Source organism: Streptomyces sp. NPDC051243 (genome assembly GCF_044455405.1).
In the GTDB taxonomy this organism is placed as follows: Bacteria; Actinomycetota; Actinomycetes; order Streptomycetales; family Streptomycetaceae; genus Streptomyces.
In genome coordinates, this window is the sequence record NZ_JBITES010000008.1 from 415,195 (window position 1) to 434,208 (window position 19,014).

Sequence of the window (19,014 nt, forward strand, 5' to 3'; positions counted from 1 at the left end):
CTCAGGAGGTCTTGATCCAGATGCGGTACTCGCTGGTGCCGTTCGCGTTGCGGAACGGGATCTCGGCCAGCAGCCGGTAGTGCGAGTTGCCCTTCACCTCGGCGGCGATGATGTCGTCCACCCTCGGGTTGGTGAGCCCGTCGAGGACGATCAGGTCGAAGTCGCCGTCCTTGACCGCCGCCTTGTAGGCCTCGTCACCGCTGTAGTACTTGCCCTTCTCGTCCTTGTACTCCATGCCGAAGAGGCTGTGCCACTGCCGGTGGCTGGACTTGTCGTACAGGTAGTAGACGGGCACCTCGGGCGTCGAGGCGAGGTAGTTGCCCTCGCGGTCCACATGGGACTCGATGGCGTTGATCATCTTCGTGGAGTTCGGCCAGATGTCGAAGCGCCAGTCGGCCTGCTGGATGCCCAGGCACAGCACGGCGGTCCAGAGCATGATGCCGAGCTGCGGATAGCGGAAGTGCGCGCCCACCAGCCGGGTCACTCCCACACCGGCCATCGGCGCGGCGAAGAGCAGACCGAAGCCGACGTGCTTGAACAGCGAGACCACGGTCCCCAGATGGATCTGGTACGCCGGTGCCAGGACGGCCGTGCCGCACAGGACCAGGCCCAGCAGGGCCCGCCAGCGCCAGCCGGGGTTGCCGAGGCGCAGAGCCAGCGGTGACTCGTTCATCCGGCTGCGCCGGACGTACGAGACGGCACCGCCGACGGCCGCCAGGAACATCAGCCCGCCCCACTTGACGGTCTGCTCCAGCAGGAACTCGGTGGTGTCGGTGCCATGGGCGCGGTTGGTGGTGGTCTGCCGCACACCGTCCATCAGGTCGGTGGTGTACATGCCCGCGGCGAGCAGACCGCCGATGCCGAGCGCGAGCAGCACCATACGCGCGAACGCCTTGCCGCCCTTGTGCGGCCACGCGGTGAGCAGCGCGAGCACGACGATGGTCGGCAGGTACAGCGCGGACGCGTACTTCACGCCGACCGCCAGCACCCCGATGGGTGCGGCCAGCAGCACGGCGATCACGGGCGCCCGGTCGGTGCGCACGACGATCCACGTCGTCAGGGCAAGCAGGAACACCGCGGCCGCGTCGTAGGTGGCGAAGTAGCCCATGACGACGGTCGACTGCAGCACCGCGAAGAGCGCGGCGCCGGCCAGCGCGGCCCGCTCGTTGAACAGGCGCCGCGTGAACGAGTACAGCAGCCCGGTCGTGCAGAGCATGAAGAACAGGCTCAGGCTCCGCGCCCCGGCGAGCCCGAACCTCGCGTCCACGATCGCGGCGAGCACCGGATACAGCTGCGGCGAGCCGGAGAAGTACGCGGCGTAGTCGCGGGGCATCTCGGTGCCGTTGAGCAGACGGTCCAGCTCGGCGTGGCCGGCCGCCAGGTACAGCGCCTCGTCCTGGAACGCGGTGTTGGACAGCCGCAGCGACAGCGCCGCCTGGATGGCCATGATGCACAGCAGTACCGCCCGGCTGACCCAGGCCCGCCGCCTGCTCGCCGCCATCTCCCAGCCGGCTTCCGGCGTTTCGGGGATGTGGTACTCGGGCTCGTCCGGCACCTGCTGGTACTGGACCGTGCGCAGGGCGTAGGTCGGCTGGTCGTCGTGCATCCCCTGCGGCTGCTGGGGGACGGCTGCCGGGTACGGCGCCTGCTGCTGTTCGTAGGCCTGGTACTGGTCGTCGTACGCATAGCCCTGCTGAGCGGGGCGCCGCCCGTTCGAGTTGAACCAGGTGGAGGCGTCCTCCTCCTCGGCGTACGGATCGAAGGGCTGAGGTGTGTAGTGGTCGTGTCGGGAGGTCATCACGGCTTCCGTACGTCGAAGCCGAAGCTGTCGTCGGCGGCCAGGCGCTTGAACTCCTTCAGCGCCAGCGGGCTCGCCTCAAGTCGCCAGTCGGCACGCTTTTTGTGGTTGAACCAGACGAAACCGAGCATGTCGTCGTCCGCCGTGACGCCCGCGAACAGGTTGCGGATGTCGGCACGCCGCCGCTCACCCGCCATAGCGGCGGTCTCCAGCAGGATCATCGGCTTCTTGGTGAAGGTGCGGACCTGGTCCCGGGTCGCCCCGAAGACGCTGTCGAAGGCGCTGTCCTCCTCGATCGTCCAGTAGCCGATCAGGCCGACCCAGTCGACGTAGGCGTCGCCCGGGTAGTACGGCTTGAGCTTGACGCTCTTGACCGGGTTGACGATGTTGGGCGACCAGGCCCAGATGACGTTCGAGGCGCCGACGTCGACGAAGGTCTCGTGGAGGTGCCGCCAGGCGGCCACGTAGTCCGCGGGGGTCACGTTCTTCGTGCCCCACTTCTCCCAGTGCCCGTTGAACTCGTCGGCGAAGGAGATCACGACGGGCAGGTTCAGCTTGCGGACGGCGGTCGCGTACTCCTTGATGTACGCGTCCGACTTGCCGGCCGCGATGTCGGCGACGGGCGTGTCGAAGGGCTCCCACGACATCAGCGTCATGGCGCCCTCACGCCAGGCGTTGCGCACCCCGGTGGCGTCGAAGCCGTCACCCCAGGCGGCGTAGTACTCGATGAGGTTCGGCTGCTTGCCGACCATGCTCGTGTACGTGTCGATGCCCGTCATGGAGTTGGGAGCGCCGTCGACGGCGGCCCCGAAGTACTTCTTGTCCGGCTTCAGCAGGGGTACGACGTCGTAAGGGATGTCTGCCTCGGAGCTCTCCGAGGAGTCCGCGCCGGCCTCGGCCTCACCGGCGCCGGCCGAGGCGGAGCCGTCCGAGTCCTCGCCGAGGACCGAGCAGCCGGTGAGGGCGAGCGCGCCGGCGAGCAGGCAGGCCGCCACAGCCGTACGGACACGGGTGAACGTCCGCATCAGGCAGCCACCTCCTTCTCCCGCGGCTGCACCAGGACCCGGCCCACGACCAGGGCGTAGAAGAGCCCGGAGGACAGGATCAGCGCGAAGTCGGGAGCGTCCATGGTGAACGTCCGGTAGACCGCTCCCAGGACCCAGATCAGCGCGGTGCCGCCGCTCCAGACCCACATGCCGATCCAGAAGCGCCGGGTCTTGTTCTTCTTCGCGCCGGAGGAGCCGGTCGGCTGCCAGCCCATGCGGTTCTTGCGCAGGATGTCCCAGATGGCGAAGACGTGGGCCCAGCCGTACATCAGCCGGGCGGCCCAGGCCTCCAGGCGGTAGGGCGCCTTGTGCCACATCGGGAAGACGATCGTGGTGTAGATGATGCTGGGCAGCACCAGGGCAAGGTGCTCGACCATCAGCTTCTCCGGCATCATCAGCAGCAGCACGATCGGGATGACCGGGGCGGCGAAGGTGAACAGCGCCGTGTGGATGTAGTAGAAGAAGCCGGACATGTAGCACAGGCGGCTGGAGAGCCTGATCTTCGCCTGCCAGAACTTGCGGCTGCCGAGCAGGCTCATCGAGCCGGAGCACCAGCGGTACTGCTGGTTGAAGAAGGCGCCGGCCGTGTCCGGGCACACGCCCGTCGACACCGCGACCGGCACGTACCGCAGATCCCAGCCGAGCCCCCGCAGATCGAACCCGGTGTGCACGTCCTCGGAGTGCTCGATCAGCGTCGTACCGCCGTTGGTCTCCAGCGCCGCCCGCCGGTACACCGCACAACTGCCCACGCAGATGGCGCCGTCGCTGCCCTGCCGAGACACCTGCACCGACCGGTAGAACAGCTCCTGCACCGCACCGGCCCCGCGCTCGATCCAGTTCTGCGAGTCCAGCACCCGGAAGTACTGCGGCGACTGGACGATCCCGATGCGCGGGTCCGCCTCCATGTACGGCAGCAGCTCCTGGAGCAGGTCGGAGCGCGGGGTGAAGTCGGCGTCCAGGATCAGGATGTACTGCCCGTCGGACTGCCCGAACCCGAAGTGCAGGTTGCCCGCCTTCTTGAACCAGCCGCGGTTCTCCCGGGTGCCGTAGCGGAACCCGAAGTCCCGGGCCATGGCGGCGAGTTCGGGACTTGCCCCGTCGTCCAGCACGAACGGAACGCACACTCCCGGATACCGGTCGGCCATCTCCCGCACATGCCGCCAGGTGTTGTGCAGCACCTCGATGGGCTCACCGCACACCGGAAGGAAGACATCGACCGTCGGATACACGTCCGGCCGCCAGTTGTGCACGAGCCGCTTGTGGTGCGCGATGTCGAAGTCCCGGGTGAATCCGTTCACCCGCAGCGACACCAGGTAGTACAGCACCGTGAAGACGAGCAGCGGCGTGTAGATCCACAGCACCGGCGTCGACTGCGCCAGCTTGAACTGGCTCACCACCAGACAGCAGAAGCTGATCAGCGAACTGATCGTCAGAATCCACAGATGCCGTCTGGCGTAGGAGTACTTCTCCTTGTCCGTCGGCGGCAAGGGCAGCAACCCCAGCGGAGCGCCCTCACCTCGCCCCGCCTTCCGCCGTCCACCACCACTGTTCTGGCGCACGGCACGGCGCCCCCCGGTCCGCGCAGGACCAACTGAACTCATGAAAGACCCACCCCCGGGCCCGGATACGGCCCGTTGACCCCCACCCTCTGCTCGGCCTTCCCCATGTCGATTTCTCGAACAACGGCCAAGCAGCTCGAACTACCGCCCGAGAGGCGAAAGGCTATACGAGAGGTAAGAAGGTCGTAAGGGGCATCAAGCAGACTTACGCCCGGTAAGTCCCGACATGTGCACTATCTGGCCTCAAATGTCAGGTAACTAACAGGTTTCGCATCCAGACGTCCCGGGCAGGGATCGCCTGTTTCGCGCTTCCTTGTTCCGCGCGGCCAGCAACTCGTCGGCCGGGTACCCGACCTCTTCGAGGGTCAGCCCGTGCGGCCGTACGACATGCACGGCGGAGTCCCTGACCCCCGCGGCGAGCACCTTGCCGGGCCAGTCGGCGGGCCGGTGCCCGTCCCCGACGAACAACAGCGCCCCGATGAGCGACCGCACCATGTTGTGGCAGAAGGCGTCGGCCCGGACGGTGGCGGTGATGATCCCGTCGTCCCCCCGCACGAGACTCAGCTCCTGAAGCGTACGGATGGTGGTGGCCCCCTCCCGCTTCTTGCAGTACGCGGCGAAGTCATGCTCCCCGAGCAGCCCCCGCGCCGCCTCGTTCATGGCATCGACATCGAGGGGCCAGTCATGCCACAGCACATGACCGCGCAACAGCGGATCAACCCCACCGGGATTGTCGGTGACGCGGTACGCGTACCGCCGCCAGACAGCCGAGAACCGCGCGTTGAACCCACTCGGCGCCTCCCTGAGCGCCCACACCCGCACATCCTTGGGCAACCGCCCGGCAAGCCGCTTGAGCAACTTCTCGTGATGCTCCCGCCAAACTCCCTCCGGCAGATCAACATGCGCGACCTGCCCCCGCGCATGCACCCCGGCGTCCGTCCGCCCGGCCACGGTCAGTTCGTACGTCGTGCTCCCCGACCGCGTGACGGTCCGCAGCGCGTCCTCGACCTCCCCCTGCACGGTCCGCCTACCGCCGGCTTGCTTGGCCCAGCCGTGGAAGGCGGAGCCGTCGTACGACAGATCAAGACGGATACGAACGTGACCGGGTGCTACTTCATCACTCACGGAGAGATCCTCTCAGGAACACAAGAGCGGGCCCGCTCCTCGAAAGGAACGAGCCCGCCAACGCCCTTCAGGGGCGCGGGACTGTGTCGATATGCGGCTCCGCGTGGGCGCGAACAACCACGACTGCGCCGCAGCCGCACGACAGCAGCCACCCGGCAGACGCTTAGGCGTCCTTCGACTCCTCGGCGGCAGCCTCGTCGTCGGCCTTGGTCGTGTCGACCTTGGCCTCAGCAGCCTCGGCGTCCTTGGCAGCGCGCTTCGTCGCGGCCTCGGCCTCACCCGTCGCCTCCTGCGCAACCGTCAGCGCCTCGACCAGCTCGATGACAGCCATGGGCGCGTTGTCGCCACGGCGGTTACCGATCTTGGTGATGCGGGTGTAGCCACCCGGACGGTTCTCGTACCGCGGGCCGATCTCGGTGAAGAGCGTGTGGACGACGCCCTTGTCCGTGATGACCTGGAGCACCTGACGGCGGTTGTGAAGGTCACCCTTCTTCGCCTTGGTGATCAGACGCTCGGCGTACGGCCGCAGACGACGGGCCTTCGCCTCGGTGGTGGTGATACGGCCGTGCTCGAAGAGGCTCTTCGCCAGGTTGGCGAGGAGCAGCTTCTCGTGCGCGGCGCTGCCGCCCAGACGGGCACCCTTGGTGGGCTTCGGCATTGTTCTTCTCCTGTGTGTCTGCCCCGGCCGTGTCAGGTACCGGGGTCAGTATCTGAGCAGACGGTTGTCTGTCAGAGATCCGGGAGCCGCCCCGAAGGGGCGCTCCCGGAAGGGGCGCGGGGAACTGCGCGATCAAGCACAGCGCACCCGCGCCCAAGTACGGACCGGAAGGCCCGAGCTCTTAGTACTGCTCGGTCTCCACAAAGCCCGCGTCCGCGTCGTCGTCGGCGCCAAAGGCATCCGCGGCGGCGGTCGGGTCGAATCCGGGCGGGCTGTCCTTGAGCGCCAGGCCCATGCCGGCCAGCTTCGCCTTGACCTCGTCGATCGACTTCGCACCGAAGTTGCGGATGTCGAGCAGGTCGGCCTCGGAACGCGCCACGAGCTCACCCACGGAGTGGATGCCCTCGCGCTTGAGGCAGTTGTACGACCGAACGGTGAGCTCGAGCTCCTCGATCGGCAGAGCCAGGTCGGCGGCGAGCGCGGCGTCCGTCGGGGACGGACCCATGTCGATGCCCTCGGCGTCGATGTTGAGCTCACGGGCCAGACCGAACAGCTCGACCAGCGTCTTACCGGCCGACGCCATGGCGTCACGCGGACGCATGGCCTGCTTGGTCTCGACGTCGACGATCAGCTTGTCGAAGTCGGTGCGCTGCTCAACACGGGTCGCCTCGACCTTGTAGGTGACCTTGAGAACCGGCGAGTAGATCGAGTCGACCGGAATACGACCGATCTCCTGACCGACCTGCTTGTTCTGCACGGCGGAGACGTAACCACGGCCACGCTCGACCGTGAGCTCCATCTCCAGCTTGCCCTTGCCGTTGAGCGTGGCGAGGACGAGGTCGGGGTTGTGCACCTCGACACCGGCCGGGGGCGCGATGTCGGCGGCGGTGACCAGACCCGGACCCTGCTTGCGCAGGTACATCACCACGGGCTCGTCGTGCTCGGACGACACGACCAGCTGCTTGATGTTGAGGATCAGGTCGGTGACGTCCTCCTTGACGCCCGGCACGGTGGTGAACTCGTGCAGGACACCGTCGATGCGGATGCTGGTGACAGCAGCGCCGGGGATCGACGACAGGAGGGTGCGGCGGAGGGAGTTGCCGAGGGTGTAGCCGAAGCCCGGCTCCAGCGGCTCGATCACGAACCGGGAGCGGAACTCGTCGACGACCTCTTCGGTCAACGAGGGACGCTGAGCGATCAGCATGTGTGGATCAGATCCTTCTTTCGTGGACGCCCGCTATTTGACGCCCGACGGAAACCGCACCCGGTGAAAAGTGCGGGTACTGCAAGGGTACGGGCGATACGGCCCTACAGAGCCGTACCGCCCGCGACCAAGCCTGCTCGAAGCAGCCGTACGTCAGACGCGACGACGCTTCGGCGGACGGCAGCCGTTGTGCGGGGTCGGGGTGACGTCCTGGATGGAGCCGACCTCGAGGCCCGTGGCCTGCAGGGAGCGGATCGCGGTCTCACGACCGGAACCCGGGCCCTTCACGAACACGTCGACCTTGCGCATGCCGTGCTCCTGGGCGCGGCGGGCAGCCGACTCGGCGGCCATCTGCGCGGCGAACGGCGTGGACTTCCGGGAGCCCTTGAAGCCGACGTGGCCGGCGGAGGCCCAGGAGATCACGTTGCCGGACGGGTCCGTGATGGAGACGATCGTGTTGTTGAACGTGCTCTTGATGTGCGCGTGGCCGTGAGCGACGTTCTTCTTTTCCTTGCGGCGCACCTTCTTGGCAGCGCCCTGACGACCCTTGGGGGGCATCTGTACTCCTACGGGAGGTGGTCGGTCCTACAGCGAAGACCGCTGGACGGCGAAGTCCGCTGTGGACTACTTCTTGCCCGGCTTCTTCTTGCCGGCGATGGCGCGACGCGGGCCCTTGCGGGTGCGGGCGTTGGTGCTGGTGCGCTGACCGCGGACGGGCAGACCGCGGCGGTGGCGCAGACCCTGGTAGCAGCCGATCTCGACCTTGCGGCGGATGTCGGCCTGGATCTCGCGACGGAGGTCACCCTCGGTGCGGATGTTGTTGTCCACGTACTCGCGGATCGCGACGAGCTGCTCCTCGGAGAGGTCGCGAACGCGGGTGTTCGGGTCGACGCCGGTCGCGGCCAGCGTCTGCTGCGAAAGGGTCCGGCCGATGCCGAACACGTAGGTGAGGGCGACCTCCACGCGCTTGTCGCGCGGGATGTCAACACCGGAAACGCGTGCCATTCAATGGCTCCTGGTGATCTTCGGAGGTCTTCCGCAGAACCGACTCCCAGCCGCCGTACCAGGTACGAACTGGGTCCCCGGCCTCCGAACCGGGGGTGTCAGACGCCGAAGCGTCTGGATCCTGCGTATGAACATATTCAGCTCGCGTCGCGCGAAGTCCTGCGAATGCAGAAAGGTGATCGTGCGGTCAGCCCTGGCGCTGCTTGTGGCGCGGGTTCTCGCAAATGACCATGACCCGACCGTGACGGCGGATCACCCTGCACTTGTCGCAGATCTTCTTGACGCTCGGCTTGACCTTCATTGGGTGAGGTTCTCCGGGTCAGTGCCATCGCCTCGGGAGGACCCGGGGCGGGGGCAAGATCTACTTGTACCGGTAGACGATCCGGCCACGCGTCAGGTCGTACGGAGACAGCTCCACCACGACCCGGTCGTCAGGGAGGATGCGGATGTAGTGCATGCGCATCTTGCCGCTGATGTGTGCCAGGACCTGGTGGCCGTTCTGGAGCTCGACCTTGAACATGGCGTTCGGCAGAGACTCGACGACAGTGCCCTCGATCTCGATGGCACCTTGCTTCTTGGCCACGCTTCGCCCTTCGGAATCGACTACCTTGATCGACCCGTGCACTTTTCCTGTGTCTCGGAGATACAGGCGCATGCAGACATGCGGGTACACAAGAGCCGACGAGTCAGTCTACGTCAGCGCACCCGGAAAGACGAATCGAGGAAGCCTGCCCCGCTTGGAAGATCCGTAAGCGCAGCGAACGCAGGGGCGCGGGGAACTGCGCGAACAACCACGACGAAGCCGCGGCCGCCGACCAGCGGGCCCGCCCTCCCCGGAAGGCGCTCAGCCCAACGGATCCGGCGCGGCAACGATCCCGAGCTCCGCCAGCTTCGCCTTACCCCCGTCGGGAGCGGTGAGCACCAAGGGCCCCTCCGCCGTCAGCGCGACCGAGTGCTCCCAGTGGGACGACCACGTGCCATCAGTCGTGATGACCGTCCAGTCGTCCGACAGGACCTCCGTCTTCGGCGTGCCCAGGGACACCATCGGCTCGATCGCGAGGCAGAACCCCGGAACCAGCTTCGGCCCCTTGCCCCGCCGCCGGTCGACGTAGTTCAGCAGATGCGGATCCATGTGCATCTCGGTACCGATGCCGTGGCCGCCGTAGTCCTCGATGATCCCGTACTTGCCGCCACCGGGCTTCGGCTGCCGGCGGATGTACGTCTCGATGGCCCGCGACACATCGATCAGCCGATTGCCCTGCTTCATCGCCGCGATGCCGGCCCACATCGACTCCTCGGTCACCCGGGAGAGCTCGACCAGCTCCGGAGCGTGACCGGAGCCCACGAAGGCGGTGTACGCCGCGTCGCCGTGCCAGCCGTCGATGATGGCGCCGCAGTCGATGGAGATGATGTCGCCGTCCTTGAGGACGACGTCCTCGGACGGGATGCCGTGCACGACGACGTCGTTCACGGAGGTGCAGATCGTCGCGGGGAAGCCGCCGTAGCCGAGGAAGTTCGACTTGGCGCCGTGCTCCGCGAGCACCTTCCGCGCGACCTCGTCCAGATCCTTGGTGCTGGCCCCGGGTACCGCGGCCTCGCGCGTGGCCGCGTGGATGGCGGCGACGACCAGCCCCGCCTCACGCATCTTGGCGATCTGCTCGGGGCTCTTGATCTGCACCATGGGGACGGGGGCCTTTCTCGGACCGGACACGGGGACTGCTTCAACCATAAGGGCGGAGTCGGCACACCCACCCCACACAGCAGCCGCGGCCCCCTCACCGGGAACCGCGGCCTGAGCTGCGTACGCGCTGCGGACGCTCCTACTTGCCGTCCTCGTCGCGCTGGAGCGCCTCCATCGCGCGAGCCGTGACCTCTTCGACCTTACCCAGCGCGGAGATGGTGACCACCAGCCCCTGCGCCTTGTAGTAGTCGATGATCGGCTCGGTCTGCGTGTGGTAGACCTCCAGCCGCTTGCGGACGGTCTCCTCGGAGTCGTCGTCCCGCTGGTACAGCTCGCCGCCGCAGGCGTCGCAGACGCCCTCCTTCTTCGGCTGGCTGTACGTCACATGGAAGACGTGGCTGGAATCCTTGCGGCAGATCCGCCGCCCGGCGATCCGCTTGACGACCTCTTCCTCGGGGACTTCGAGGTCCAGCACCGCGTCCAGCTTCATGCTCTCGGACTGCAGCATCTCGTCGAGCGCCTCGGCCTGGGAGACATTGCGCGGGAAGCCGTCCAGCAGGAAGCCGCCCTCGGCGTCCGGCTTCTCCATACGGTCCTTGGCCATCCCGATGGTGACCTCGTCCGGCACCAGGTTGCCCGCGTCCATATAGGACTTCGCGAGTTTCCCGAGCTCCGTCTGCTGGCTGATGTTGGCGCGGAACAGGTCGCCCGTGGAGATGTGCGGGATCGACAGGTTCTTGGCCAGGAACGCGGCCTGCGTTCCCTTCCCGGCACCCGGCGGCCCGACGAGGACGATTCGCATCAGCGGAGGAACCCTTCGTAATTGCGCTGCTGGAGCTGGCTCTCGATCTGCTTCACGGTCTCGAGACCGACACCCACGATGATCAGGATGCTGGTCCCGCCGAACGGGAAGTTCTGGTTTGCCCCGAAACCAGCCAACGCCATCGTCGGCACGAGAGCGATCAGACCCAAGTACAGCGAGCCCGGCCAAGTGATCCGGTTGAGCACATAGGAAAGGTACTCAGCGGTCGGTCGGCCAGCCCGGATGCCCGGGATGAAGCCACCATACTTCTTCATGTTGTCCGCGACTTCCTCGGGGTTGAACGAGATGGCCACGTAGAAGAAAGCGAAGAAGATGATCAGGAAGAAGTAGAGGACGATGTGCATCGGCGCGTCCGTCTGCGCCAGATTCTTCTCGATCCACACCTTCCAGTCGGCGTTTCCTCCGGAGAACTGCGCGATCAGAGCCGGGATGTAGAGCAGCGACGAGGCAAAGATCACAGGAATGATGCCCGCCTGGTTGACCTTCAGCGGAATGTACGTCGACGTACCGCCATAGGACCGACGGCCGATCATGCGCTTCGCGTACTGCACCGGAATACGGCGCTGAGCCTGTTCGACGAAGACGACCAGGCCGATCATCACCAGGCCGACGGCGACCACCGTGCCGAACTCGATCCAGCCGTCCGCCAGGCTGCCCTGCTGCTTGATGGCCCACAGCGCGGACGGGAAGGTCGCGGCGATCGAGATGAACATCAGGATCGACATGCCGTTGCCGATGCCGCGGTCGGTGATGAGCTCACCGAGCCACATGACGGTGGCCGTACCGGCGGTCATCGTGATGACCATCACGACCGTGGTGAAGATCGAGCGGTCCGGCACGATCTGGCCGGCCACCTGGCAGTTCGGGAAGAGCGAGCCGCTGCGGGCGGTGGCCACCAGGCCGGTGCCCTGCAGGATGGCGAGCGCCACCGTCAGGTACCGGGTGTACTGCGTGATCTTCGCCGTGCCGGCCTGGCCCTCCTTCTTCAGGGCTTCCAGGCGCGGGATCACGACGGTCAGCAGCTGCAGGATGATGCTCGCCGTGATGTACGGCATGATGCCGAGCGCGAAGATCGTGATCTGCAGCAGCGCGCCGCCGCTGAACATGTTGACGAGACCGAACAGGCCCTGGTTGGTGCTCGCCTGGTCGATGCAGACCTGAACGGCCCTGTAGTCGACGCCGGGGATCGGGATGTGTGTACCGATCCGGTAGATCACGATGATGCCGAGCGTGAAGAGCAGCTTCTTGCGCAGGTCGGGCGTCTTGAACGCCCGGGCGAACGCGGTGAGCACGGTGCCTCCTGCGACCCCCGCGCTACTGCGTCAAGGGTGACGGTCTTGAGGTTCGACTAATAGGAACGACTTAGCTAACGGTCAACTGCCGCTCAGAGTGCCCCACAAGAAGCACTCCGTAAAAGTGGGCAGTGCAGGCCACCTTACCGGCGAGACTGCCCCCCTTGGAACGACCAACCGGGGATACCCCATTTGTGGGGTATCCCCGGTCGGGATCGCTCAAGTCATCAAGACGCCTGATGGGTTCAGACGAGCTCGGTGACGGTACCGCCGGCGGCGGTGATCTTCTCCTTGGCGGAGCCGGAGACGGCGTCGACCGTCACCTGCAGCGCTACGGAGATCTCGCCCTGGCCGAGGACCTTGACGAGGCTGTTCTTGCGAACGGCACCCTTGGCAACGAGACCCTCGACGGTGACCTCGCCACCCTCGGGGTACAGCGCGGCCAGCTTGTCGAGGTTCACGACCTGGTACTCGGTCTTGAACGGGTTCTTGAAGCCCTTCAGCTTCGGGAGGCGCATGTGGAGCGGCATCTGGCCACCCTCGAAGCGCTCCGGAACCTGGTAACGGGCCTTCGTACCCTTCGTACCACGACCGGCCGTCTTACCCTTCGACGCCTCACCACGACCGACACGGGTCTTGGCGGTCTTGGCGCCCGGGGCGGGACGGAGGTTGTGGATCTTCAGCGGGTTCTGCTCCGCCATGATCAGTCGACCTCCTCGACCGTCACGAGGTGGCGGACGGTGTGCACCATGCCGCGGAACTCGGGGCGGTCCTCCTTGACGACCACGGTGTTGATCCCCTTGAGACCAAGCGACCGCAGGGTGTCACGGTGGTTCTGCTTGCTGCCGATGTAGGACTTGACCTGCGTGATCTTGAGCTGAGCCATCACGCACCCACTCCGGCACGGGCACGCAGCAGAGCCGCGGGCGCGACGTCCTCGAGCGGCAGACCACGGCGAGCCGCGATCTCCTCGGGACGCTGCAGACCCTTCAGGGCCTCCACGGTCGCGTGCACGATGTTGATCGCGTTGTCGGAGCCGAGCGACTTCGACAGCACGTCGTGGATACCGGCGCACTCGAGCACGGCACGCACCGGACCACCGGCGATAACACCGGTACCCGGGGACGCGGGCTTGAGCAGCACGACGCCGGCAGCCTTCTCACCCTGGATCGGGTGCGGGATGGTGCCCTGGATCCGGGGGACCTTGAAGAAGTGCTTCTTGGCCTCCTCAACGCCCTTGGCGATGGCGGCCGGCACCTCCTTGGCCTTGCCGTAACCGACACCCACGGTGCCGTCACCGTCGCCCACCACGACCAGCGCGGTGAAGCTGAAGCGACGACCACCCTTCACAACCTTGGCGACGCGGTTGATCGCGACGACGCGCTCAACGTACGCGGTCTTCTCGGCGGCAGCTGCGCCGCCGTCACGGCCCTTCCGGTCCCGCCGCTCGCCGCCACCGGCACCGCCACCGCGGCGCTGGGGTCCAGCCATTGGAATTACCTCTCTCTGTCTCCGCTAGCTACGGAACCAGGACTCAGAACTTGAGTCCGGCCTCGCGGGCGGCGTCCGCCAGAGCGGCGATGCGCCCGGCGTACTGGTTACCACCACGGTCGAATACGACGGCCTCGACACCGGCGGCCTTGGCACGCTCGGCGACCAGGGCGCCGACCTGCTTGGCCTGCGCGGACTTGTCGCCCTCGCCACCGCGGATCGAGGTGTCCAGGGTGGACGCCGACGCAAGGGTGTGACCCTTGAGGTCGTCGATCACCTGGGCCACGATGTGGCGGTTGGAGCGGGTAACGACCAGACGGGGACGCTCCGCCGTACCGTTGATCCGCTTGCGGATCCGGATGTGACGGCGCTTGATCGCGGCGCGCTTGTAGGCGTCGCCCTTCAGGATCTTCTGTCCGTATGCCATGGCTTACTTACCCGCCTTTCCGACCTTGCGGCGGATGACTTCGCCCTCGTACTTGACGCCCTTGGCCTTGTACGGGTCGGGCTTGCGCAGCTTGCGGATGTTGGCCGCGACCTCGCCGACCTTCTGCTTGTCGATGCCCTCGACCGAGAAACGCGTCGGAGCCTCGACCTTGAAGGTGATGCCCTCGGGGGCCTCGACCAGGATCGGGTGGCTGTAACCGAGCGCGAACTCGAGGTTCGAGCCCTTGGCGGTCACGCGGTAACCGACACCGCTGATCTCGAGCTTCTTCACGTAACCCTGGGTCACGCCGGTGATCATGTTCGCCACCAGCGTGCGGGACAGGCCGTGCAGGGCCTTGTTCTGACGCTCGTCGTTCGGGCGGGTCACCTGCAGGGTGCCGTCCTCGCCCTTGGCGACCTCGATCGGCGCCGACACGGTGTGGGTCAGCTCGCCCTTGGGGCCCTTGACCTTGACCGTACGGCCGTCGATGGTGACGTCCACGCCGGCGGGAACCGCGATGGGGAGCTTGCCGATGCGCGACATAGCTGTTTCCTCCGTTCCCTTCTGCTACCAGACGTAGGCGAGGACTTCTCCGCCTACGCCCTTCTTGCCGGCCTGCTTGTCGGTGAGGAGCCCGTGGGACGTGGAGATGATCGCCACGCCGAGGCCGCCGAGCACCTTCGGCAGGTTGGTGGACTTCGCGTAAACCCGCAGACCGGGCTTGGAGATCCGCTTGATGCCCGCGATGGAGCGCTCACGGTTGGGGCCGAACTTCAGCTCCAGGACGAGGTTCTTGCCGACCTCGGCGTCCTCGACCTTCCAGCCCGTGATGAAGCCCTCCTGCTGGAGGATCTCCGCGATGTGCGACTTGATCTTCGAGTGCGGCATCGCCACGGTGTCGTGGTACGCCGAGTTCGCGTTCCGCAGACGCGTAAGCATGTCTGCGATCGGATCAGTCATGGTCATGAATTGGCCTTCGGCCTCTCTCGCCGGGGTTTCCTGGTGCGCCATCCCTCTCCCCGATCCGAGACGGGACGGGTGCGGCGCGGTGGACCTACGGCGTAGTAAGTCGTACGGGCGTGACAGGCGCCCAACCCCACAAGCCTAAGCCATGCGGGGGTGGGCCCCTGTCCACCCAGATGCTTACCGAGAGCTTCCGGAATCCCTAAATAACGGGGATTACCAGGAGCTCTTGGTCACGCCCGGCAGCTCGCCACGGTGAGCCATCTCACGAAGGCACACGCGGCACAGGCCGAACTTGCGGTACACGGAGTGCGGACGGCCGCAGCGCTGGCAGCGGGTGTAGCCACGCACACCGAACTTGGGCTTGCGAGCAGCCTTAGCGATCAGAGCCTTCTTCGCCATCTCGCTCACGCCTCCTTGAACGGGAAGCCGAGGTGACGAAGGAGCGCGCGGCCCTCAGCGTCGTTGGTCGCCGTGGTGACCACGGTGATGTCCATACCCCGGACGCGGTCGATCTTGTCCTGGTCGATCTCGTGGAACATGACCTGCTCCGTGAGACCGAAGGTGTAGTTGCCACGGCCGTCGAACTGCTTGGGGGACAGACCACGGAAGTCGCGGATGCGCGGCAGCGCGAGCGACAGGGTGCGGTCCAGGAACTCCCACATGCGGTCGCCACGGAGCGTGACGTGGGCACCGATCGGCTGGCCCTCACGCAGCTTGAACTGCGCGATGGACTTGCGGGCCTTGGTGACGGCCGGCTTCTGACCGGTGATCGTGGTCAGGTCGCGGATGGCGCCCTCGATCAGCTTGGAGTCGCGGGCGGCGTCGCCCACACCCATGTTGACCACGATCTTGACGAGGCCGGGGATCTGCATGACGTTCTCGTACTTGAACTCGTCACGCAGCTTGCCCGCGATCTCCTCGCGGTACTTCTGCTTCAGACGCGGAGTCGTGGTGGTAGCCATCAGATGTCCTCACCCGTCCGCTTGGCAACGCGGATCTTGTTGCCTTCGTCGTCGAAGCGGTAACCGACACGCGTGACGACCTTGTTGCCGTCCTTCTCAACGACCAGCTGGACGTTGGAGACGTGGATCGGCGCCTCGGTCGTGACGATGCCGCCGGCCTGCGAACCGCGAGCGGTCGGACCGGCCTTGGTGTGCTTCTTGACCCGGTTGACACCCTCGACCAGGACACGCTCCTCGCGCGGGTAAGCGGCAATGACCTTGCCCTGCTTGCCCTTGTCCTTACCGGTGATGACCTGGACCAGGTCGCCCTTCTTGATCTTCATGCTTACAGCACCTCCGGCGCGAGCGAGATGATCTTCATGAACTTCTTCTCGCGCAGCTCACGGCCGACCGGGCCGAAGATGCGGGTGCCGCGAGGGTCGCCGTCGTTCTTCAGAATGACGGCGGCGTTCTCGTCGAAGCGGATGTACGAGCCGTCCGGACGGCGGCGCTCCTTGACGGTGCGAACGATGACCGCCTTGACGACGTCACCCTTCTTCACGTTGCCACCGGGGATCGCGTCCTTGACGGTGGCGACGATGACGTCACCGATGCCCGCGTAGCGGCGACCGGAGCCACCGAGCACACGGATGCAAAGGATCTCCTTCGCACCAGTGTTGTCGGCGACACGCAGTCGCGACTCCTGCTGGATCACGTCTATCTCCTGTTTGTCTGCCGGTTCCCTCCGGGGGTTGAGCCGGAGAGCCTGGCGGAACCGTCCTGCGGGGAGTGCCCCGCAGGAATTACTTGCGCCTCTTCGGGCGGAAACCCACGCCGGGGTCCGGGACCGGAGCCCCGGCGGGGGTCAGCGGGGGCGGAGCCCCCGCTTATTACTTCGCCTTCTCGAGGATCTCGACGACGCGCCAGCGCTTCGTCGCGGACAGCGGCCGGGTCTCCATGAGGAGGACGCGGTCGCCGATGCCCGCGGCGTTCTGCTCGTCGTGCGCCTTGAGCTTGTTCGTACGGCGGATGACCTTGCCGTACAGCGCGTGCTTCACACGGTCCTCGACGGCGACGACGACGGTCTTGTCCATCTTGTCGCTGACGACGAGACCCTCACGGGTCTTGCGGAAGCCGCGCGCCTCTGCGTTCTCAGTCACGTTCTTCTCGCTCATCAGGCGTTCTCCACCGTTTCGATGCCCAGCTCACGCTCGCGCATCAGGGTGTAGATCCGCGCGATGTCCTTGCGGACCGCCTTCAGACGGCCGTGGTTCTCGAGCTGACCGGTCGCCGCCTGGAAGCGGAGGTTGAACAGCTCTTCCTTGGCCTCGCGAAGCTTCGCCAGAAGCTCCTCGTTGCCCAGCTCGCGCAGCTCGGACGCCTTGGTACCGGCCGACATCACGCTTCACCTGCCTCGCGCTTGACGATCCGGCACTTCATCGGCAGCTTGTGGGCCGCACGAGTCAGCGCCTCACGGGCGATCTTCTCGTTGGGGTACGACAGCTCGAACATCACGCGTCCGGGCTTGACGTTGGCGATCCACCACTCCGGAGAACCCTTACCGGAACCCATGCGGGTCTCAGCGGGCTTCTTGGTGAGCGGACGGTCCGGGTAGATGTTGATCCAGACCTTGCCACCACGCTTGATGTGACGCGTCATGGCGATACGAGCGGCCTCGATCTGACGGTTCGTCACGTAGGCCGGGGTGAGCGCCTGGATGCCGTACTCGCCGAACGCAACCGTCGTGCCACCCTTGGCAGCGCCGGAGCGCTTCGGGTGGTGCTGCTTGCGGTGCTTGACCCTACGGGGGATCAGCATGTCGGTCAGGCCTCCGTTCCGGTGCTCTCAGCCGGAGCGGACGCGGGAGCCTCGGCCTTGGGGGCCTCGGAACCGGCAGCCTGCTGCGGCTTGCGACCGCGCCGCTCGCCACCGCGGCCACCACGGGCCGGGCGGTCGCCAGCGCCACCGCGGGCCGGGCGGTTACCCGCACGGGCGGCAGCGTTCTCGGCGCGGACCTCGGCGATGTTCTTGACGTCGCCCTTGTAGATCCAGACCTTCACACCGATGCGGCCGAAGGTCGTCTTGGCCTCGAAGAAGCCGTAGTCCACGTTCGCGCGGAGCGTGTGCAGGGGCACACGGCCCTCGCGGTAGAACTCCGAGCGGGACATCTCGGCGCCGCCGAGGCGGCCACCGCACTGGATCTTGATGCCCTTGGCGCCGGCCTTCATCGCCGACTGCATGCTCTTACGCATGGCGCGGCGGAAGGAGACGCGGGAGGAGAGCTGCTCGGCAACGGCCTGGGCAACCAGCTGAGCGTCGGTCTCGGGGTTCTTGACCTCGAGGATGTTCAGCTGGACCTGCTTGCCCGTGAGCTTCTCGAGGTCACCGCGGATGCGGTCGGCCTCGGCGCCACGGCGGCCGATGACGATGCCCGGACGCGCGGTGTGGATGTCCACGCGGACACGGTCACGGGTGCGCTCGATCTCCACCTTCGAGATACCGGCGCGCTCCATGCCGGACGTCATCATCCGACGGATGGCGACGTCTTCCTTGACGTAGTCCTTGTACAGCTTGTCGGCGTACCAACGCGACTTGAAGTCGGTCGTGACACCGAGCCGGAACCCGTGCGGGTTTACCTTCTGGCCCATTACCGGGTTCCTTCCTTGCTGGCGACGACCACGGTGATGTGGCTGGTCCGCTTGCGGATCCGGTAGGCACGGCCCTGGGCGCGCGGACGGAACCGCTTCAGGGTCGGGCCCTCGTCGACGTACGCCTCGCTGATGTACAGCGAGGAGGCGTCCGGGTGGTCGTAGTTGTGCGCGGCGTTGGCGATGGCGCTGTCGAGCACCTTGCCGACCGGCACAGAGGCAGCCTGCGGAGCGAATCGCAGGACCGCCTGGGCCTCCGTGGCGTCCATGCCACGGATGAGGTCCACCACACGGCGGGCCTTCATGGGCGTGACGCGGATGTACCGCGCCTGGGCCCTGGCTTCCATGGT

28 protein-coding genes are annotated in these 19,014 nt (G+C 66.4%); all 28 read right to left on the reverse strand.

All coding sequences use genetic code 11. The annotated features are described in order from the left end of the window. Position 1: 1 nt before the first annotated feature. Entirely contained in the window at positions 2 to 1,798 is a 1,797-nt protein-coding gene (locus ACIBAG_RS22735) for an ArnT family glycosyltransferase (protein ID WP_399107313.1), read from the reverse strand. Beyond that, positions 1,798 to 2,823, reverse strand: a complete 1,026-nt coding sequence (locus ACIBAG_RS22740) for a glycoside hydrolase family 26 protein (RefSeq protein ID WP_399107314.1) — start codon at positions 2,821 to 2,823, stop codon at positions 1,798 to 1,800. Before ACIBAG_RS22740 ends, ACIBAG_RS22735 begins: the two co-directional genes overlap by 1 nt. Beyond that, positions 2,823 to 4,241 carry a glycosyltransferase family 2 protein gene (locus ACIBAG_RS22745; RefSeq protein WP_399107377.1) on the reverse strand — a complete coding sequence of 473 codons (1,419 nt, stop codon included), beginning with the start codon at positions 4,239 to 4,241 and terminating at the stop codon, positions 2,823 to 2,825. The genes ACIBAG_RS22740 and ACIBAG_RS22745 overlap by 1 nt, the downstream gene beginning before the upstream one ends. Positions 4,242 to 4,661: 420 nt before the next feature. Beyond that, entirely contained in the window at positions 4,662 to 5,528 is an 867-nt protein-coding gene (gene truA / locus ACIBAG_RS22750; protein ID WP_399107315.1) for a tRNA pseudouridine(38-40) synthase TruA, read from the reverse strand. Between the two features lie 163 nt (positions 5,529 to 5,691). Then, positions 5,692 to 6,186 (reverse strand): 50S ribosomal protein L17, encoded by a 495-nt coding sequence (gene rplQ / locus ACIBAG_RS22755; RefSeq protein WP_399107316.1) that lies wholly within the window; start codon positions 6,184 to 6,186, stop codon positions 5,692 to 5,694. A gap of 181 nt (positions 6,187 to 6,367) precedes the next feature. Further along, entirely contained in the window at positions 6,368 to 7,390 is a 1,023-nt protein-coding gene (locus ACIBAG_RS22760) for a DNA-directed RNA polymerase subunit alpha (RefSeq protein WP_003966937.1), read from the reverse strand. 153 nt (positions 7,391 to 7,543) lie between these two features. Next, complete coding sequence (rpsK, locus tag ACIBAG_RS22765) at positions 7,544 to 7,948, reverse strand: 30S ribosomal protein S11 (RefSeq protein WP_003956432.1); 405 nt, start codon at positions 7,946 to 7,948, stop codon at positions 7,544 to 7,546. Between the two features lie 66 nt (positions 7,949 to 8,014). Beyond that, positions 8,015 to 8,395 carry a 30S ribosomal protein S13 gene (gene rpsM / locus ACIBAG_RS22770; RefSeq protein ID WP_019753104.1) on the reverse strand — a complete coding sequence of 127 codons (381 nt, stop codon included), beginning with the start codon at positions 8,393 to 8,395 and terminating at the stop codon, positions 8,015 to 8,017. A gap of 187 nt (positions 8,396 to 8,582) precedes the next feature. Continuing rightward, on the reverse strand, positions 8,583 to 8,696 hold the full coding sequence (gene rpmJ / locus ACIBAG_RS22775; RefSeq protein WP_003998809.1) for a 50S ribosomal protein L36: 114 nt from the start codon (positions 8,694 to 8,696) through the stop codon (positions 8,583 to 8,585). Positions 8,697 to 8,756: 60 nt separating this feature from the next. Beyond that, positions 8,757 to 8,978 carry a translation initiation factor IF-1 gene (infA, locus tag ACIBAG_RS22780; protein WP_003948620.1) on the reverse strand — a complete coding sequence of 74 codons (222 nt, stop codon included), beginning with the start codon at positions 8,976 to 8,978 and terminating at the stop codon, positions 8,757 to 8,759. A gap of 261 nt (positions 8,979 to 9,239) precedes the next feature. Further along, positions 9,240 to 10,076, reverse strand: a complete 837-nt coding sequence (gene map / locus ACIBAG_RS22785) for a type I methionyl aminopeptidase (RefSeq protein WP_399107378.1) — start codon at positions 10,074 to 10,076, stop codon at positions 9,240 to 9,242. Positions 10,077 to 10,215: 139 nt separating this feature from the next. Continuing rightward, the gene (locus ACIBAG_RS22790; protein WP_399107317.1) at positions 10,216 to 10,878 is read right to left on the reverse strand and encodes an adenylate kinase; all 663 of its coding nucleotides are present in this window, start codon (positions 10,876 to 10,878) and stop codon (positions 10,216 to 10,218) included. Then, positions 10,878 to 12,191 (reverse strand): preprotein translocase subunit SecY, encoded by a 1,314-nt coding sequence (gene secY, locus ACIBAG_RS22795; RefSeq protein WP_399107318.1) that lies wholly within the window; start codon positions 12,189 to 12,191, stop codon positions 10,878 to 10,880. The genes ACIBAG_RS22790 and secY overlap by 1 nt, the downstream gene beginning before the upstream one ends. A gap of 245 nt (positions 12,192 to 12,436) precedes the next feature. After that, on the reverse strand, positions 12,437 to 12,892 hold the full coding sequence (rplO, locus tag ACIBAG_RS22800; protein WP_014674382.1) for a 50S ribosomal protein L15: 456 nt from the start codon (positions 12,890 to 12,892) through the stop codon (positions 12,437 to 12,439). 2 nt (positions 12,893 to 12,894) lie between these two features. Next, positions 12,895 to 13,077: a 50S ribosomal protein L30 gene (gene rpmD, locus ACIBAG_RS22805; protein ID WP_003998814.1), complete on the reverse strand. Its 183-nt coding sequence runs from the start codon at positions 13,075 to 13,077 to the stop codon at positions 12,895 to 12,897. Next, a complete protein-coding gene (gene rpsE, locus ACIBAG_RS22810) occupies positions 13,077 to 13,682 on the reverse strand; it encodes a 30S ribosomal protein S5 (RefSeq protein ID WP_003998815.1) in 606 nt (201 codons plus the stop codon). Before rpsE ends, rpmD begins: the two co-directional genes overlap by 1 nt. 43 nt (positions 13,683 to 13,725) lie before the next feature. Beyond that, complete coding sequence (rplR, locus tag ACIBAG_RS22815) at positions 13,726 to 14,109, reverse strand: 50S ribosomal protein L18 (protein WP_071364959.1); 384 nt, start codon at positions 14,107 to 14,109, stop codon at positions 13,726 to 13,728. 3 nt (positions 14,110 to 14,112) lie between these two features. Continuing rightward, positions 14,113 to 14,652 carry a 50S ribosomal protein L6 gene (gene rplF, locus ACIBAG_RS22820; RefSeq protein WP_031477828.1) on the reverse strand — a complete coding sequence of 180 codons (540 nt, stop codon included), beginning with the start codon at positions 14,650 to 14,652 and terminating at the stop codon, positions 14,113 to 14,115. 24 nt (positions 14,653 to 14,676) lie between these two features. After that, positions 14,677 to 15,075 (reverse strand): 30S ribosomal protein S8, encoded by a 399-nt coding sequence (gene rpsH / locus ACIBAG_RS22825; protein ID WP_015658459.1) that lies wholly within the window; start codon positions 15,073 to 15,075, stop codon positions 14,677 to 14,679. A 213-nt stretch (positions 15,076 to 15,288) separates the two neighbouring features. Beyond that, the gene (locus tag ACIBAG_RS22830; protein WP_003948630.1) at positions 15,289 to 15,474 is read right to left on the reverse strand and encodes a type Z 30S ribosomal protein S14; all 186 of its coding nucleotides are present in this window, start codon (positions 15,472 to 15,474) and stop codon (positions 15,289 to 15,291) included. 5 nt (positions 15,475 to 15,479) lie between these two features. Further along, on the reverse strand, positions 15,480 to 16,037 hold the full coding sequence (gene rplE / locus ACIBAG_RS22835; protein ID WP_016434630.1) for a 50S ribosomal protein L5: 558 nt from the start codon (positions 16,035 to 16,037) through the stop codon (positions 15,480 to 15,482). Beyond that, a complete protein-coding gene (rplX, locus tag ACIBAG_RS22840; protein WP_031477830.1) occupies positions 16,037 to 16,360 on the reverse strand; it encodes a 50S ribosomal protein L24 in 324 nt (107 codons plus the stop codon). The genes rplE and rplX overlap by 1 nt, the downstream gene beginning before the upstream one ends. Before the next feature lie 2 nt (positions 16,361 to 16,362). Next, the gene (rplN, locus tag ACIBAG_RS22845) at positions 16,363 to 16,731 is read right to left on the reverse strand and encodes a 50S ribosomal protein L14 (protein WP_003998823.1); all 369 of its coding nucleotides are present in this window, start codon (positions 16,729 to 16,731) and stop codon (positions 16,363 to 16,365) included. A gap of 175 nt (positions 16,732 to 16,906) precedes the next feature. Further along, the gene (gene rpsQ, locus ACIBAG_RS22850; protein ID WP_399107319.1) at positions 16,907 to 17,191 is read right to left on the reverse strand and encodes a 30S ribosomal protein S17; all 285 of its coding nucleotides are present in this window, start codon (positions 17,189 to 17,191) and stop codon (positions 16,907 to 16,909) included. Beyond that, positions 17,191 to 17,415 carry a 50S ribosomal protein L29 gene (gene rpmC / locus ACIBAG_RS22855; RefSeq protein WP_007494763.1) on the reverse strand — a complete coding sequence of 75 codons (225 nt, stop codon included), beginning with the start codon at positions 17,413 to 17,415 and terminating at the stop codon, positions 17,191 to 17,193. The genes rpsQ and rpmC overlap by 1 nt, the downstream gene beginning before the upstream one ends. Further along, positions 17,415 to 17,834, reverse strand: a complete 420-nt coding sequence (gene rplP / locus ACIBAG_RS22860; protein ID WP_030967307.1) for a 50S ribosomal protein L16 — start codon at positions 17,832 to 17,834, stop codon at positions 17,415 to 17,417. The genes rpmC and rplP overlap by 1 nt, the downstream gene beginning before the upstream one ends. A 5-nt stretch (positions 17,835 to 17,839) precedes the next feature. Beyond that, positions 17,840 to 18,664, reverse strand: coding sequence for a 30S ribosomal protein S3 (gene rpsC / locus ACIBAG_RS22865; RefSeq protein ID WP_399107320.1), 825 nt, complete (start codon positions 18,662 to 18,664; stop codon positions 17,840 to 17,842). Beyond that, positions 18,664 to 19,011, reverse strand: a complete 348-nt coding sequence (gene rplV, locus ACIBAG_RS22870; protein WP_388809630.1) for a 50S ribosomal protein L22 — start codon at positions 19,009 to 19,011, stop codon at positions 18,664 to 18,666. Before rplV ends, rpsC begins: the two co-directional genes overlap by 1 nt. Positions 19,012 to 19,014 lie beyond the last annotated feature (3 nt).

Excerpts from the sequence above, each read along its gene's own strand:
- ACIBAG_RS22735 (WP_399107313.1), bottom strand. The coding sequence starts at position 1,798 with ATGACCTCCCGACACGACCACTACACACCTCAGCCCTTCGATCCGTAC.
- ACIBAG_RS22740 (WP_399107314.1), bottom strand. The coding sequence starts at position 2,823 with ATGCGGACGTTCACCCGTGTCCGTACGGCTGTGGCGGCCTGCCTGCTC.
- rplQ (WP_399107316.1), bottom strand. The coding sequence starts at position 6,186 with ATGCCGAAGCCCACCAAGGGTGCCCGTCTGGGCGGCAGCGCCGCGCAC.
- ACIBAG_RS22760 (WP_003966937.1), bottom strand. The coding sequence starts at position 7,390 with ATGCTGATCGCTCAGCGTCCCTCGTTGACCGAAGAGGTCGTCGACGAG.
- rpsK (WP_003956432.1), bottom strand. The coding sequence starts at position 7,948 with ATGCCCCCCAAGGGTCGTCAGGGCGCTGCCAAGAAGGTGCGCCGCAAG.
- rpsM (WP_019753104.1), bottom strand. The coding sequence starts at position 8,395 with ATGGCACGCGTTTCCGGTGTTGACATCCCGCGCGACAAGCGCGTGGAG.
- rpmJ (WP_003998809.1), bottom strand. The coding sequence starts at position 8,696 with ATGAAGGTCAAGCCGAGCGTCAAGAAGATCTGCGACAAGTGCAGGGTG.
- map (WP_399107378.1), bottom strand. The coding sequence starts at position 10,076 with ATGGTGCAGATCAAGAGCCCCGAGCAGATCGCCAAGATGCGTGAGGCG.
- ACIBAG_RS22790 (WP_399107317.1), bottom strand. The coding sequence starts at position 10,878 with ATGCGAATCGTCCTCGTCGGGCCGCCGGGTGCCGGGAAGGGAACGCAG.
- rplO (WP_014674382.1), bottom strand. The coding sequence starts at position 12,892 with ATGGCGGAGCAGAACCCGCTGAAGATCCACAACCTCCGTCCCGCCCCG.
- rpmD (WP_003998814.1), bottom strand. The coding sequence starts at position 13,077 with ATGGCTCAGCTCAAGATCACGCAGGTCAAGTCCTACATCGGCAGCAAG.
- rpsE (WP_003998815.1), bottom strand. The coding sequence starts at position 13,682 with ATGGCTGGACCCCAGCGCCGCGGTGGCGGTGCCGGTGGCGGCGAGCGG.
- rplR (WP_071364959.1), bottom strand. The coding sequence starts at position 14,109 with ATGGCATACGGACAGAAGATCCTGAAGGGCGACGCCTACAAGCGCGCC.
- rplF (WP_031477828.1), bottom strand. The coding sequence starts at position 14,652 with ATGTCGCGCATCGGCAAGCTCCCCATCGCGGTTCCCGCCGGCGTGGAC.
- rpsH (WP_015658459.1), bottom strand. The coding sequence starts at position 15,075 with ATGACCATGACTGATCCGATCGCAGACATGCTTACGCGTCTGCGGAAC.
- ACIBAG_RS22830 (WP_003948630.1), bottom strand. The coding sequence starts at position 15,474 with ATGGCGAAGAAGGCTCTGATCGCTAAGGCTGCTCGCAAGCCCAAGTTC.
- rplE (WP_016434630.1), bottom strand. The coding sequence starts at position 16,037 with ATGGCTACCACCACGACTCCGCGTCTGAAGCAGAAGTACCGCGAGGAG.
- rplX (WP_031477830.1), bottom strand. The coding sequence starts at position 16,360 with ATGAAGATCAAGAAGGGCGACCTGGTCCAGGTCATCACCGGTAAGGAC.
- rpsQ (WP_399107319.1), bottom strand. The coding sequence starts at position 17,191 with ATGAGCGAGAAGAACGTGACTGAGAACGCAGAGGCGCGCGGCTTCCGC.
- rpmC (WP_007494763.1), bottom strand. The coding sequence starts at position 17,415 with ATGTCGGCCGGTACCAAGGCGTCCGAGCTGCGCGAGCTGGGCAACGAG.
- rplP (WP_030967307.1), bottom strand. The coding sequence starts at position 17,834 with ATGCTGATCCCCCGTAGGGTCAAGCACCGCAAGCAGCACCACCCGAAG.
- rpsC (WP_399107320.1), bottom strand. The coding sequence starts at position 18,664 with ATGGGCCAGAAGGTAAACCCGCACGGGTTCCGGCTCGGTGTCACGACC.
- rplV (WP_388809630.1), bottom strand. The coding sequence starts at position 19,011 with ATGGAAGCCAGGGCCCAGGCGCGGTACATCCGCGTCACGCCCATGAAG.